The 14,785-nt window shown below is 64.6% G+C and carries 11 protein-coding genes; 6 read left to right on the top strand and 5 right to left on the bottom strand.

The features are described 5' to 3' along the window. The first annotated feature begins 197 nt into the window (after positions 1 to 197). Entirely contained in the window at positions 198 to 1,577 is a 1,380-nt protein-coding gene (locus PHI64_RS12465) for an MATE family efflux transporter (protein ID WP_299883133.1), read from the top strand. Between the two features lie 24 nt (positions 1,578 to 1,601). Continuing rightward, on the top strand, positions 1,602 to 2,297 hold the full coding sequence (locus PHI64_RS12460; RefSeq protein ID WP_299883130.1) for a hypothetical protein: 696 nt from the start codon (positions 1,602 to 1,604) through the stop codon (positions 2,295 to 2,297). A 37-nt stretch (positions 2,298 to 2,334) separates the two neighbouring features. Here the strand turns inward: PHI64_RS12460 and PHI64_RS12455 are convergent, their stop codons facing one another. Both PHI64_RS12455 and PHI64_RS12450 read right to left on the bottom strand, forming a co-directional pair. Continuing rightward, positions 2,335 to 4,119: a PDZ domain-containing protein gene (locus tag PHI64_RS12455; protein WP_299883128.1), complete on the bottom strand. Its 1,785-nt coding sequence runs from the start codon at positions 4,117 to 4,119 to the stop codon at positions 2,335 to 2,337. 480 nt (positions 4,120 to 4,599) lie between these two features. Further along, positions 4,600 to 5,526: a LysR family transcriptional regulator gene (locus PHI64_RS12450; protein WP_299883126.1), complete on the bottom strand. Its 927-nt coding sequence runs from the start codon at positions 5,524 to 5,526 to the stop codon at positions 4,600 to 4,602. Positions 5,527 to 5,625: 99 nt separating this feature from the next. Here PHI64_RS12450 and PHI64_RS12445 point away from each other — a divergent pair, with 99 nt between their 5' ends. Next, on the top strand, positions 5,626 to 6,402 hold the full coding sequence (locus PHI64_RS12445) for a ferredoxin--NADP reductase (RefSeq protein WP_299883124.1): 777 nt from the start codon (positions 5,626 to 5,628) through the stop codon (positions 6,400 to 6,402). A 160-nt stretch (positions 6,403 to 6,562) separates the two neighbouring features. Here PHI64_RS12445 and PHI64_RS12440 read toward each other — a convergent pair whose 3' ends face one another. Next, positions 6,563 to 7,612 carry a poly(3-hydroxybutyrate) depolymerase gene (locus PHI64_RS12440; RefSeq protein ID WP_299883122.1) on the bottom strand — a complete coding sequence of 350 codons (1,050 nt, stop codon included), beginning with the start codon at positions 7,610 to 7,612 and terminating at the stop codon, positions 6,563 to 6,565. 2 nt (positions 7,613 to 7,614) lie between these two features. Beyond that, complete coding sequence (locus PHI64_RS12435) at positions 7,615 to 8,016, bottom strand: MAPEG family protein (RefSeq protein WP_299883120.1); 402 nt, start codon at positions 8,014 to 8,016, stop codon at positions 7,615 to 7,617. Between the two features lie 95 nt (positions 8,017 to 8,111). Here PHI64_RS12435 and PHI64_RS12430 point away from each other — a divergent pair, with 95 nt between their 5' ends. From PHI64_RS12430 to ettA, 3 genes are all read left to right on the top strand, one after another. Beyond that, entirely contained in the window at positions 8,112 to 9,848 is a 1,737-nt protein-coding gene (locus PHI64_RS12430) for an ABC transporter transmembrane domain-containing protein (protein WP_299883118.1), read from the top strand. Between the two features lie 130 nt (positions 9,849 to 9,978). Continuing rightward, positions 9,979 to 10,746, top strand: coding sequence for a long-chain N-acyl amino acid synthase (locus PHI64_RS12425; RefSeq protein WP_299883116.1), 768 nt, complete (start codon positions 9,979 to 9,981; stop codon positions 10,744 to 10,746). Between the two features lie 119 nt (positions 10,747 to 10,865). Further along, positions 10,866 to 12,530, top strand: coding sequence for an energy-dependent translational throttle protein EttA (gene ettA / locus PHI64_RS12420; RefSeq protein WP_299883114.1), 1,665 nt, complete (start codon positions 10,866 to 10,868; stop codon positions 12,528 to 12,530). A 113-nt stretch (positions 12,531 to 12,643) separates the two neighbouring features. Here the strand turns inward: ettA and PHI64_RS12415 are convergent, their stop codons facing one another. Continuing rightward, a complete protein-coding gene (locus PHI64_RS12415) occupies positions 12,644 to 14,779 on the bottom strand; it encodes an MtrB/PioB family decaheme-associated outer membrane protein (RefSeq protein ID WP_299883112.1) in 2,136 nt (711 codons plus the stop codon). Positions 14,780 to 14,785: the final 6 nt, after the last annotated feature.

The raw sequence follows: 14,785 nt of genomic DNA, 5'->3' as shown, positions 1-14,785 counted from the left end.
ACGACAAGGGCGCTCCAACTGCACCTACGGCGGCTGAAGCGCCCGTGAAGGCGAAATTATTCGACCTGCGCACGCCAATGACCGGCACGCCTCTGGTCAAAGTCCGCGGTCGAATGAATTCGACCCATGGAAGCGTGTCAACGCTCTCCATCATCCCTTCCGCGCTCCGTGCGCCTGCGAGTCGTTACACTCCCCTCATGAGCCACACCACTGCCCAACCCGGCCTCGCCCGTCGCATCATCGACCTCGCTTGGCCGGTGCTGATCGCCCAGCTGTCGTCGATGACACAAATGGTCAGCGACACCGTCCTGACCGGTCGCTATGGCACCACTGATCTGGCCGCCGTAGCCGTCGGCAGTGGCATCTACATCTCCATCGTGATGCTGATGGTCGGCATCCTGCAGGCAGTCTCCCCCACCGTGGCCCACCACGTGGGTGCCGGACGCAAGGACGCCATCGCACCGGCGGTGCAGCAGGGCTTCTGGCTGGCCCTGGGCCTGACCATCCCCGCGGTGCTGTTCCTGCGCCACCCGGACTGGCTGATGCAGATCTCCGAGATCAGCCCGGAAGTCGAGGCCGGCGCCCGGGACTACCTGTCCACAATCGCCTGGGGGCTGCCGGCGGTGCTGCTCTACCGCACCTTCTACGCCTTCACCAACGCTCTGGGCCGCACCCGGGTGCTGATGGTGATCAGCCTGACCACCACTGGCGTGCACATCCCCCTCTCATGGGCCCTGATCAACGGACAGCTGCCGGGCATCCCCGCCCTCGGGGGCACCGGCTGTGCCGTCTCCAGTGCCTGCATGGGCTGGCTGGCGCTGCTGTGTGCCGGCCTGCACGTGCTGCGCTCCCCGGCCTATACGGCCTATCCGCTGTTCTCCAGATGGTCCCGCCCCCAGGCCGGGCCCATCGGCGAACTGCTGCGCCTCGGCCTACCCATGGGTTTCTCCAGCTTCGTCGAGATCACCGCCTTCACCCTGATCGCCTTGCTGGTGGCCCGGCTCGGCGCCACGGTGGTGGCCGGACACCGCATCGTCGGCAACCTGTCGGCCCTCATCTACATGCTGCCCCTGGCCCTGGCCATTGCCACCCTGGTGCTGGTCGGCCAGGCCCTCGGCGCCCGGGACGGGCATGCTGCAAGGCAGGCGGCACGGGTCGGCATCCTGCTGGCCACGGGCCTGTCGACCCTGGTCAGCATCGTCGCCTGGGTGTTCCGGGATGGGCTGATGGCGGCCTATACCGCCGATCCGGCAGTGAACAGCCTGGCTGTGTCTCTGGTGATCTACATCTGCCTGTATCAGTTCTTCGACGCCATCCAGACTGTCGCCGCCCATGCCCTGCGTGGCTACAAGATCACCTTCGGCCCCATGCTCGTGCACACCCTGTGTTTCTGGGGTATCGGCCTGGCCGGAGGCTACGGGCTGGCCTACCACGGCCTCGGCAGCCTGTTGCCCCCCCAGGGGGTGGCCGGTTTCTGGCAGGCCTGCGTGCTCAGCAACGTGGCCGCTGCGTTGCTGTTCGGCGCCTACCTGCACGTCGTCTCGCGCAACGGGGCCCACCCTGTCACGACGGGATAACAGACCGACCTTACGCTTCACACGATGAAAAGAATCGCCCTGCTGGGCCTGCTCCAGGCCGTCGCCCTGCCCGCCCTGGCCGCCCGCCCCTTCGTGACCGACGACGCCCGCATGACCACCGCCGGCAGCTGCCAGCTCGAGAGCTGGATGCGGGTCTATCCCGAAAGCCGTGAAGTGTGGGCCCTGCCGGCCTGCAACCCATGGGGCAACCTGGAGTTCACTTTCGGCGGTGGGCACGCCAAAAACAGCGGCGAGAACGCCACCCGGGACTACATGTTCCAGTTCAAGACGCTCTTTCGCCCCCTGGAGACCAATGGCTGGGGCTGGGGGCTGGCCGCGGGCAGTGTGCAGCATCCGGACATCAACCCCGGTCCCAACTTGCTCGGCAACACTTTCGTCTATGTGCCGGTTTCCTTCTCCTTCGCCGACGACAAAGTTGTTATCCACCACAACCTGGGCTGGCTGAAAGACAAGGCCAGCTGCGACCACCGCCTGACCTGGGGTGTGGGCGGCGAGTTTCACGTAAGCACGCGGGTCACGGCCATTGCCGAGGCCTTCGGCGACAATCGCAACGGCCCTTTCTGGCAGGCGGGCGCCCGCTTCGCCATCGTGCCGGAGCGCATCCAGGTGGACGCCACCTTCGGGCGCGAACTGCACGGCCCGACCGATAACCGCTGGTTCTCCTTCGGCCTGCGCCTGACCCCCGACCGCTTCCTCTAAGCGAGCCCAAACCCGCCCGACGAGGACAGCAGGGGTTTCAACGCCCCAGCCAGGCCTCCCTGAGCGCCTGGTGCGCCGGGCTGCCACCCTCCTCCACCAGGCTCAGCCTGGCCGTATCCCGGGGCGCCTCCTGCAGGCTCAGCTCGAAACGCATCAGTTCGTCCCGGCGGAAGGCGTGGATCTCCACCACCTCACCCGGCAGGCGGCGGGCCAGCAGCTTGTCCAGATTGCCCGCGCTCACCTTCAAGCCATCCAGGGCCACCAGCACATCCCCCGCCGACAGGCCCGCCGCCTGGGCGGCACCGCCATCGAAGACATTGGCCAGGCGCAGCGCATCACCCTCGGCCGCGGTACGTGCGCCCAGGCCGGGCGCCGCTGCCGCGGCTTCCCAGGCCAGGCCTACGTCCACCCGCTTCAGCCAGGCCTCCAGGGGCAGTTCATCGGTACCCTCCACCAGGGCCTGCAGCCAGCGGCCCGTTTCCTCACCGCCCAGCTCCGCTACCAACGTAAACAGGCCATCCTCGGCCACCCCCACCCCGGTCTGGCCATGGCGCTGCCACAGGGCCCGCATGAGATCATCGAGACTGCGAGCACCCCCGCTTTCCACGCGCAGGCGCAGATCGAGGAGCAAGGCCACCAGGGAACCCTTGGTGTAATAGCTGACGATGGCATTGGGGCTGTTCTCGTCCTGACGGTAATACTTGGTCCACGCCCCGAAGGACGACTCGGCCACACTCTGCTTGCGGCGGCCACTGCCCTTGTGCACCTGGGTGATGGTCTTGCCCAGCAGCCCCAGGTAATCGGCCACGCTGATACGCCCGCTGCGCACCAGCATCAGATCATCGTAGTACGAGGTGAAGCCTTCGAAGGCCCACAGCAGGCGGGTGTAGTTCTCCCGGGACAGGTCGTAGGGCACGAAGGCTGCCGGCTTGATGCGCTTGACATTCCAGGTGTGAAAGTACTCGTGACTGCACAGGCCCAGAAACTGACGATAGCCTTCGCCCGGCGCGTCCATACCCACGTAAGGCAGATCGGCGCGGCTGCATAACAGGGCGGTGGAAGCCCGGTGCTCCAGCCCGCCATAGCCGTCCCCCACCGCCATGACCAGGAACACGTAGCGGTCCATCGGCGCCGGTTCGCCGAACAGGCGGATCTGCGCCTCACAGATGGGCTTGAGGTCTTCCACCAGGCGCCCCAGGTCGCAGTCATGGCGGCCGGTGATGGCCACCGCATGGGGCACCCCGCAGGCATCAAACTCGGCCAGACTGAAGCGCCCCATTTCCACCGGGTGATCGATCAGGGCATCGTAGTCCGGCGCCCGGTACAGGCCGAAGCCGTAACGCTCGGCTGCGCCCTTCTCGCCCTCGGCCTCGGGCAGGCTGGTGGCCACCCGCCAGCCCGCGTCCTCCATGCCCACCGGGGGGCGGATGTCCACCAGGTGTGCCCGCCCCTCATGGCCGCGGGCACACAGGAAGACGCTGGTGCCGTTGAAGAAGCCGTGGGTCTGATCGAGGTGGGCCGTGCGCACCGACAGATCCCAGGCATATACGGTGTAGCGCAGGCTCACGGGGCCCTGGATGCCCGCCGGCAGTTGCCAGGTGTGCTTGTCGGGTCGCGTGACCTCCAGCTCCTGCCGGCCAGCCCTGGCCGACAGGCTGACGATGTTCCTGGCGAACTCCCGGATCATGTAACTGCCGGGAATCCAGGCTGGCAGGGTGAACACCTGCCCGGCCGGATCCGGGGCGTCGAGCTGCAGGCTGACTTCAAACAGATGCGCGGCGGGATGGACGGCCTGGATGGTGTAGCGGACGGGAGAGGTCATAGGAGGTACAAGCCGGAAAAGCAGGAGTGGCCCGGATTCTAGCAAAGGCCAGACGCCCCGCCCCGGAAGATGCCGCCACCCCGCTGCCTATTTTTTAGGCAGCCAAACAAAAGCCTTACGGGTGAAGGCCTTGCCGCCCAACCCCACAGTTTGTCCACACCCTTGCCCACGCCCCATGGGGACAATTTGCCCCCGCACCACACTGGACAAGCCCTGCCCCATTTTGTGGCAGAGCGTCTTTTTTCTTTAATATCAATGCAATGCTGCACCGCCGCACAGCTTATTCACAACTTATCCCCGGATTTTTGTGAATAGATAAAAACTATTCAAGCCACTGAATCAACAGAATTGCCCTATTTTTAGGCAGCAACAAAATTCCCTTATGTGTCCGGTAGATGACAGCGCCCCCCACATCTTGTCCACAGGCTTGCCCACGCTCTGTGTGAATTCCCGGAGACTTTCCCACAAGGGTTGGAGGACTCAGGGAACGTAGGGCAAGTCGATCAGGTCGCTGCGCGTCACTCCCGCGGTCATCTTCCGGCACAGGGCGATGAACTCCCGCATGCCGGCGGTCACGTACTTGCGCCGGTGGGTCACAAACTGGAACTGACGACGCAGGTCGAGTTGCGGCGTATCGATGGGCACCAGGCTGCCCCGGCGAAAGGCGTCGCGCAGGGCAAGCCTCGATATGCAGCCAATGCCCAGGCCGCTCTCCACAGCGCGCTTGATGGCCTCGGTATGCTCAAGCTCCAGGCGCACCTTCACCTCCCCGGAGAAATGCCGTAGCGCCTGATCGAAGGTCTCACGGGTACCCGAGCCGATCTCCCGCAAAATCCAGTCTTGCCCAGCCAGTTCATCCGTGTCCACCGGGCGGCCATGGGCCATGACATGCCCGGGCGCACAGAACACCACCAGTTCGTCCTCCACCCAGGGCTCGACGAGCAGGTCGGGATGACGGCAGCTCCCCTCGATCAGCCCCAGATCAAGCTCATAGCGGATCAGCTGCTGGACGATGGTGGCCGAATTGTGGACAGTCAGCCTCACCCGGGCGCTTGGGTGGTCACGCAGGAAATCGGCAGCAATCAGCGTGGCCAGGTAATTGCCCACGGTCAGGGTGGCGCCGATCTGCAGGGGGCCAAAGTCGGTCTGCCGGGCCAGCATGCCTTCGATCTCCTGAGCATGCTCGATGAGCTGCACCGCGTGGGGCTGTACCACCTGCCCCAGCTCATTGAGGCGCAGGGCCTTGCCGATACGGTCGAAAAGCTGGGTGTCGAACTGCCGCTCCAGTTCGCCCAGGGCCGTGCTCGTCGCAGACTGGGACAGGGACAGCTCTTCCGCAGCCCGTGACACGCTTTCGTGGCGGGCCACGGCGAGAAAGATCTCAAGCTGGCGCAGGGTGTATTTCATATCTGTAAAATGGAATACATATATCAATACAATCCATTTTACAGATTGACTGCGCTCACTAAAATGGGCAAATCAACGCCAACCCGAGCACGCCCTGTCATGAGCAAACTGAGTACCCAGACCGTTTTGTCCGTCCACCACTGGAACGACTCCCTTTTCAGCTTCAAGGTCACCCGCGACGCTGGCCTGCGTTTCGAGAACGGCCAGTTCGTGATGATCGGCCTCGAAGTGGAAGGCCGCCCCCTGACCCGCGCCTACAGCATCGCCAGCCCCAACTATGAAGAGCACCTGGAGTTCTTCAGCATCAAGGTGCCCAACGGCCCCCTGACCTCGCGCCTGCAGCACCTGCAGCCTGGCGACCCCATCGTGATCAGCAAGAAGCCCACCGGCACCCTGGTACTCCACGATCTGCTGCCCGGCCGCAACCTCTACCTGTTTTCCACCGGCACCGGCCTGGCCCCCTTCATGAGCGTGATCCAGGACCCGGAGACCTACGAGCGCTTCGACAAGGTGGTGCTCCTCCACGGCGTGCGCTATGTGTCCGAACTGGCCTACAGCGAGTTCATCGAAGACTACCTGCCCCAGAACGAGTTCTTCGGTGAGGAAGTCCGGGACAAGCTGGTGTACTACCCCACGGTGACCCGCGAGGAATTCCGCAACCAGGGCCGCGTCACCGACCTGATCACTACCGGCAAGTTCTTCGAAGACACCGGCCTGCCGCCCCTTGACCCGGCTTTTGACCGGGCCATGATCTGCGGCAGCCCGGCCATGCTCGACGACTGCTGCAAGATGCTCGACGCCCGCGGCTTCAAGATTTCGCCCCACATCGGCGCCCCCGGCGACTACGTGATTGAGCGGGCCTTCGTCGAGAAGTAGCATCTCCTGTGGGGTCGAATTTACTCGACCTCCGGGCTTGAAATTACGGCAAGCCGTTGAGCGGAAGTCCGCGGTCGAATGAACTCGACCCCACAGACCTTCCATCCAGCATCATGGTTTCAGAGAGAGAAACCGCGGAATCAGGTTCATTCCCATGACCTCAATTGGGGCGCTCCCGCGCCTCGGCCAGACGGGCGACCATCTTGCGCACCGCGGCCATCTGCGGTCCGTTGCGGGTGGCGTAATCTAGGGAGGCGTAGCCCCACCAGTCCCAGCAGCCTTTCGGGTTGTACACCCAGCGCAGAGAACCCGCCGCCGGCCCGCTACGGGCCACCGTCTGGGGATAGAGCACCACCAGCCGGTTGCTCTCTGCCCAGGCGTTGTAGCCGGCGCCCTCCACAAAACGGCGTCCCACCTGGTCTTCACTCTGGCGGCAGCCATGGAAAGCCACGTGCACCTGGCAGCCCCCCGAGCGGCAGGCGGCCGGAATATAGGCAAAACCCTGCTCCGCCATGCTGATGTCCACAGGCCGGCCGGCAATGAAGGGGCGCTGGTCAAAGGCCACCAGCGACTCGGGACGCCCTGTGGATTTGGGCTTCAGCGGGCCGAGCAGATGGCCGAGCAGTTCTCCCGGGGCATCGAAGTCACCGCAGCGGTTGATGAAGGGCGGCTCCGAGGTGGCGCAGGCATTGGGCCGCGTATCGGATACCGAGATCATGGCATGGCCCGCATCCGGCAAAGGCACCAGGCGAATGGCCCCGGCGGGCATCCACTGCCGGTAGAAAGCCACCAGTGCATCCACCACGGGGCGCTCCACCGTGTGGTCGGCACCCCCGGTAAGCACCCACACCTTGTCGTCGGCCAGCCCGGTAGGCGGGTCGATCAGACCCAGCCGGGCACGGGACTCCATGCGCGGCTTGATGGACTCGGGCGTCGGCGGCAGCGCCCAGCTCTTGGGCGTCATGCAGTTGTTGAGGGCACGCCAGGTACTGCCCTCGGCGCAGTCATAGGGCCCCGCCGCCAGCACCCCGGCGCCCTTGACCAGGCTCGAAAAGGCCACCTGGAACTGCACCGCCATATAGCCACCCGACGAAATTCCCGACACGGTGACGGCATCGCCCCGGGCCCCCATGGCCGGCAGGGTTGGCGCCGCATGGACCGGAAGCGCATATCCGGCCAGAAACAGTGCAGCCAAGGAAACGCGTTTCATGCTCATGCTCCAATCAGCTGCCAGATCACTCCGCCCCCGGCCATCAGCCCCAGGGCCCCAAAGGCCAGCGCCCCTACGGTGAAGCCACGGGCCCGCTTCGCCGGATCGGCAGCGTAAGCCAGGGCATAGGCGATGCGACCGAGCCACCACACCAGGCCCAGGCCTGCCGCGCCAACATCACTCACGTAAGTGGCGGCAATCCACAGGCAGGGCAAGGTCATCACGGCCCATTCAAGGGTGTTCATCTGCACCCGGTACAAGCGCTCGAAAACCGGGTGGCCGGTCACGGCGGGCGCAGCAACGCCATACTTGTGGCGCCCACGGCCCACGGCGAAGGCGGTGGCAAACAACAACAGGACGATCAACAGGGTCACCCCTGCCGTCATTGGGGAAGAGGGCAGCATGTCAGCGGAACTGTTCAGTTATTGAAGAGCCATAGCTTACCGACCAATTGTGCGTTGCACATAGAATCCCGTCTTCCCATCTTCTCTGCCATCCCATGCCTACCCATCCCGCCCGCGCCCTTCTCCACCTCCTCGCGCCCTACCGGCGGCGGGTGATTACCGCTGCCATCGCCCTCATACTGGCTGCCGGGGCCATGCTGGCGGTGGGCCAAGGCTTGCGCATGGTGATCGACAAGGGCTTCTCGGCAGGCGACCCGGCCTGGCTGGACCGTAGCCTGGCGGCCATGTTCGGCGTTATCGTGCTGCTCGCCGTGGCCACCTATCTGCGTTTCTACAACGTCTCCTGGCTGGGGGAGCGGGTCACCGCCGATATCCGGCGGCGGGTCTTCGACCATCTGCTGAGCCTGCCCCCGGCCTGGTTCGAAGCCGGTCGCACCGGTGAAGTGATCTCGCGCCTCACCTCCGATACTACCCAGATCGAGAACGTGGTGGGCTCCAGCCTGTCCATCGCCCTGCGCAATGTCCTGCTGCTGGTGGGCGGGCTGGTGATGCTGTTTACCACCAGCATCAAGCTCACTCTGCTGACCCTGGCCGGCGTGCCCCTGGTGGTCACGCCCATCGTGGTGTTCGGGCGCAAGGTGCGCAAGCTGGCCCGGGAGAGCCAGGACCGGGTGGCCGAGCTGGGCAACCGCATCGACGAGACCATCCACGAGATCCGCATCGTCCAGGCCTATGGCCACGAGGATGCCGACCGGCAGGATTTCGGACGCCGTGTGGAAAGCAGCTTCGACACCGCCCGCCAGCGTGTCGCCAGCCGGGCCAAGCTGGTGGCGGCGGTGTTGTTGCTGGTGTTTGGCGCCATCGCCTTCATCCTGTGGGTGGGCGGGCATGACGTGCTGGCTGGTCGCCTGACGGCGGGCGAACTGTCGGCCTTCGTCTTCTACGCCGCCATCGTGGCCGGCAGCATCGGTGCCCTGTCGGAAGTGTGGGGTGAGCTGCAGCGGGCGGCAGGCGCCACCGAGCGGCTGATGGAGATCCTCGCCACCGCGCCGGCGATCCAGGCTCCGGCCCAGCCTCGCCCCTTCCCGGCCCCGGCCCTGGGCGCCATCGCCATCGACGGCGTGCGCTTCCACTACCCCTCCCGGCCCGACACCCCCGCCCTCGACGATTTCAGCCTGGTGGTGCAACCCGGCGAGACAGTGGCGCTAGTCGGCCCCTCCGGGTCGGGCAAGAGCACCGTCTTCCAGCTCTTGCTGCGCTTCTATGACCCGGAGGCCGGCCAACTCGCCATCGACGGCGTGCCCCTGGCCGCAGCCGACCCGCTGACTCTGCGCCGCCACATCGCCTTAGTGTCCCAGGAGGCGGTGATCTTCGCCGCCAGCGTAGCCGACAACGTGCGCTACGCCCGCCCCGATGCCAGCTTCGACGAAGTGCAGGCAGCCTGCCGCGCTGCTTTCGCCGACGAGTTCATCACCGGTCTGCCCCAGGGCTACGACACCGACCTGGGCGAACGCGGCGTACGCCTGTCCGGGGGGCAGCGCCAACGCATTGCCATCGCCCGGGCCATTCTCGCCGACCGGCCGCTGCTGCTCCTCGACGAAGCCACCTCGGCCCTCGACGCAGAGAGCGAGCGCATGGTCCAGCAGGCTCTCGACGGCCTGATGCGTCAGCGCACCACGGTGGTCATCGCCCACCGCCTGGCCACCGTGCAGAAGGCCGACAGGATCGTGGTGATGGATGGAGGGCGCATTATCCAGCAAGGCAGTCACGCAAATCTGATTGCCGCCGACGGGCTTTACGCACGCCTGGCCCGCCTGCAGTTTGTGGCGTAAACACTGGCTCTTCGGCGGATCAGGGGGCAATAGGCTGCTCATCAGGGACATGATTGGTTACAAGGCAGATCGTGACTTAAGTGCCTGTAAATGCTCAAATCTGGCGCATTCTTCTGCCTCACCAAGCCCCGTGAAAACTCGCCAATCCGCCCACGGCGCCCGAGACTGGCGCCCCGACGTAACGCCCCCTGCATCCACCCACCCACTCACCGCCTCCCCCTTCAGCAACGCCGCTCCTCTGAGCTTTACCTCCTCGAACACCACCTCCTACCTGGTGCAATGTGCCGACCCCCACAGCCACGGCCACGCCGTGCGCCTGCTGATCGAACGCCGCTACGCCTGGCGCGGCCTCCATGCCGGTGAGCCCCACCACCAGCAGATCCGTCCCGACTGCATCACCCTGGTCGCCTCCAGCGGCGAGAAGGTCTTCGGCACCATAACCCTGCGCCTCGACGGGCCGGAAGGTCTCCTCGCCGACACCCTGTACGGGGACGAGCTGGCCTACTACCGCCAGGGTAAGGCCCGCCTGTGCGAGCTCACCCGCCTGGCCGTGGACACCCACCACAACACCAAGGAAGTGCTCGGTGCCCTCTTCCACCTGATCTACATCCATTCCCGCCTGATCCATGGCGCAACGGCCGTGATCATCGAAGTTCACCCCCGCCACGCCAGCTTCTACAAGCGCATGCTCGGCTTTACCGAGATCGGTGGCGAGAAGGCCTGTCCGCGGGTCAACAATGCGCCAGCGGTGCTGCTACACCTGGACATGCATCATGTGGATAAGCAGGTCGCCTTGCTCGGCGGCAGCGGTTCGTGCCGGGCACGCTCCCTGTACGCCTACTTTCTCTCCCGGGAAGAGCAGGACGAGGTTCTCGCCGCCCTGACCCAGGGCCACTGACCCCCAGCGCCCAGTCCACTCGCCGACATCACCGGGCAGCCGCGGTTTTCAGATGCCGACCCGGGGGGCAATCGGGTAAAGTCACGCCTTCGATTTTTGCCCTACTGGAACTCTCCCCCATGGCCCAATACGTCATGTCCATGCTCCGCGTGAGCAAGGTCGTCCCGCCCAAGCGGCAGATCATCAAAGACATCTCCCTGTCCTTCTTCCCCGGAGCCAAGATCGGCCTGCTCGGCCTCAACGGCGCGGGCAAGTCCACCGTGCTCAAGATCATGGCCGGCGTCGAGAAGGAATACGACGGCGAAGTCCAGTGGCAGCCCAACATGTCCATCGGCTACCTGCCCCAGGAGCCCCAGCTCGACCCGGCCAAAACCGTCCGCGAGGAAGTGGAATCCGGCCTGGGTGAAGTGATGGAGGCCAAGCAGAAGCTCGAAGAGGTGTACGCCGCCTACGCCGAGCCGGACGCCGACTTCGACAAGCTGGCCGAACTGCAGGCCAAATACGAGAACATCATCGCCACCAGCGGCGCCGATCTGGAAACCCAGCTCGAAATTGCCGCCGACGCCCTGCGCCTGCCTCCATGGGATGCCAAGGTTGGCCCCCTGTCCGGTGGTGAAAAGCGCCGCGTGGCCCTGTGCAAGCTGCTGCTGTCCCGCCCCGACATGCTGCTGCTGGACGAACCCACCAACCACCTGGACGCCGAATCGGTGGAATGGCTGGAACAGTTCCTGGTGCGCTTCCCGGGCACCGTGGTGGCCGTCACCCACGACCGCTACTTCCTCGACAACGCCGCCGAGTGGATTCTCGAACTCGACCGCGGCCACGGCATCCCCTGGAAGGGCAATTACTCCAGCTGGCTGGAACAGAAGGAAGCCCGCCTGGAGCAGGAAGCCAAGCAGGAAGGCGCCCGCATCAAGGCCATGAAGCAGGAACTGGAATGGGTGCGCTCCAACCCCAAGGCGCGCCAGGCCAAGAGCAAGGCCCGTATCGCCCGCTACGAGGAGATGTCCTCGGTCGAATACCAGAAGCGCAACGAAACCCAGGAGATCTTCATCCCCGTGGGCGAGCGCCTCGGGGACAAGGTCATCGAATTCACCGACGTTTCCAAGGGCTTTGGCGACAAGCTGCTGATGGACAAGGTGAACTTCAGCATCCCGGCCGGTGCCATCGTCGGCATCATCGGCCCCAACGGGGCCGGTAAGTCCACCCTGTTCAAGATGATCACCGGTCAGGACACGCCCGACGCCGGTGACGTGGTGATCGGCCCCACAGTCAAGATCGCCTACGTGGACCAGTCCCGCGATTGCCTGGATGGCTCCAAGACGGTGTTCGACGAGCTGGCCGGCGGCGCAGACATCCTGACCATTGGCAAGTTCGAGATGCCTAGCCGGGCCTACATCGGCCGCTTCAACTTCAAGGGTGGCGACCAGCAGAAGCTGGTGGGCAACCTGTCGGGTGGCGAACGCGGCCGCCTGCACCTGGCCAAGACGTTGATGAGCGGCGGCAACGTGCTGCTCCTCGATGAACCGTCCAATGACCTTGACGTGGAAACCCTGCGGGCTCTGGAAGACGCCCTTCTGGAGTTTGCCGGCTGTGCGCTGATCATCTCCCACGACCGCTGGTTCCTGGACCGGATCTGTACCCACATCCTGGCCGCCGAGGGCGAGTCCCAATGGACCTTCTTCGCTGGTAACTACCAGGAGTACGAAGAAGACAAGCGCAAGCGCCTGGGCGAGGAAGGTGCCAAGCCGAAGCGCATCCGCTACAAGCCGATCAGCCGCTGATCCGCTGAAGCGCCGGGCCTGTAGCACCTCACAGGCCAGCAAAAAGCCCCGGTTTAGGCCGGGGCTTTTTGCATGGTGGGCGGCAGCCGCCGCCCGGAGGGGGGCGACTCCGCTCAGAAGGAGTGCAGCAGGGACAGGCCGATCACCTGGGTGGTCTGTTCCGGCTTCACATACACCCGCGTACCATCGGCATACACCCAGTTGCTCCAGGTGTAGTCGTCCATCTTGCGCATGTCGTAGATGTAGTCGAGACGCACGCGAGTCGCCTTGCTCACCGGATAGATGCCGAACAGCTTGAGGGTGTTCTGGGTGTACTTGGTGTCGGGCAGGATGCCCATGGCGGCCGCCACCGTGCCCGTGGTCGAACAGCTGGCGTTGGTGCAGGTGGTGGTCGGCATCTTGCTCACTTCCTGCTTGTTCACGTCCTGATAGATCAACAGCTGGGCGCCCACGTCCACCCGACTGATCCGGCCATTGAGGCCGAGGCCGAACTGGTCGGAGTCCTGCTTGAGGTTAGCATCCCACTGCACCAGCGTACCGGTGCGGAAGGTATTGACCGTGCAGTTGCTGCTGTTGCCGGTGGTACACACCGCGCCCTGAGCGTACTGGCGGGTTTCACCGTTCTGCTTGGTGTACCAGGCATTGAGCTTCCACACGTCGCTGATGGCGTAGCTGCCATCCACCGAAAAGATCTGCCCTTGCCCCTTGTCGAGGCCGTAGCTGCTCTTGTTGTAGTCCTCGAAATAGGCCTCGTAAGCAAACTGGAGATTCAGGTTTTCGGTAGCTGCCAGGTCGAGCATGCCGCGGACACGGTCCCGGTTGCGGTCAGCCAGGTACACCGGAAGGATGGGTGGCGTAATGCCGTTGTTCCATTCAGAACCCTTGCGCTCGGCGTGGGCAAAGCTGAGGGTACCGTTGATGGATTCACCCATGCTGCGGGAAACGGCAATGCGGGAGGTCAGCTCGGACACATCGTGACGCTCCCACTCCTTGCTGCTCTTGTTGGTGTAGTCGAAACCGCCGGTCAGGTTGAAGCCCGCCCCCAGCCTGTAGCTGGCCTCAAGCTTGCCCCAGTTGGCAGTGTGGGATTCGGGATTGTTGTAGTAGTTGGTGGTCACGCCGTTGCTGGTGGATGTGCCGAAGATGCGCACCGGCGTCTTGTCCTGGCGGTCTTCATAGCGCCACGACGCGAGCAGCTTCAGGTCGCGGGTCAGGCGGGACGTAACAGCGGAATAGACCTCGGTGGTCTGAACCTTGGCATTCAGGTTGCCGCCGATGCCGGCCAAGGTGGGTTGGCCCACCAGGAAGGCGTCATCCTGCCGCCCTTCGGACCAGGCCACCTTCAGATTGGCACGGGTATCCTTGGACAAGTTGTAGGCGCCCGTCACGTAGAACTGCTGCACGGAGTTGTCCGGTGCCAGGGCGATGGGTGACAGGTTGGCCGCCACCAGCGCGGTATTGGTGCCAGGCACCACCGTGAGGGCGTTCTGCTTGGTGCCCAGGAAGCTGCCGTAGTAGCCGGCAACCAGCTGGTACTTCTCGGTGGTGTATTCCACCGTGGCTTCCAGCTGCTTGTGGTTCTGGTTGATGGGCTCGGGTGCAAACAGGAAGGCGCTGTAGATGTTGGCCGGCGTGGCCCCGCTGCCAGTCACGCCGCGCACGCCGCTCAGGCGGGTGCCCGTCTTGTCCTCGTTCTTGACGGTGAAGCCGAGCTTGAGCCCTGGCATCAGGAACTTGCTGGCCGCCAGGGTGGTGATCTCCCTTTCGGTCTTGAGGGTGACGTCGTACAGGTTGGCGTTGTTGGCTGCTGCCGCGGTGTTGGCGATGTCGGGCTGGACGATGCGCGTGCTGCCCACGCCGCTGACTGCCGTGCTCACCTGGTAGGGGCTGTAGCGGGGAATCTGGTTGTAGTCGAGGCTGATCGACCAGTCGCCCTGCTTCTCGTAGGAGATGCCCATCTCCTGGGTGCGCAGGCCCAGGTTACGGGCGTTGATGCGGAACCACTCGGCGTCCTTGCGACGCACATAGTCGAGATCGGCATTGGCATTGATGCCCGCGTTGTTCACCCCGTCGTACTGCCGGTACAGGGGATTGATCTTGTCGGTGTAGGGCAGATTGATGGCGGCCTCGGCCGTGTTGGGCGAGGTCAGCTCGGAGATCTCGTCATCAGCCCAGGCGGAGGCAGCCGGAAAGGCCGCCGCCAGCGCGATGGCAAGGATGGTCGGCCTGAAAATGGATTGCGTGCTCATGATCCC

The organism is Zoogloea sp. (genome assembly GCF_028689785.1).
GTDB lineage: Bacteria > Pseudomonadota > Gammaproteobacteria > Burkholderiales > Rhodocyclaceae > Zoogloea.
The sequence above is the reverse complement of the archived record's forward strand: the minus strand, read 5'-3'. Positions and strand labels throughout refer to the sequence as shown.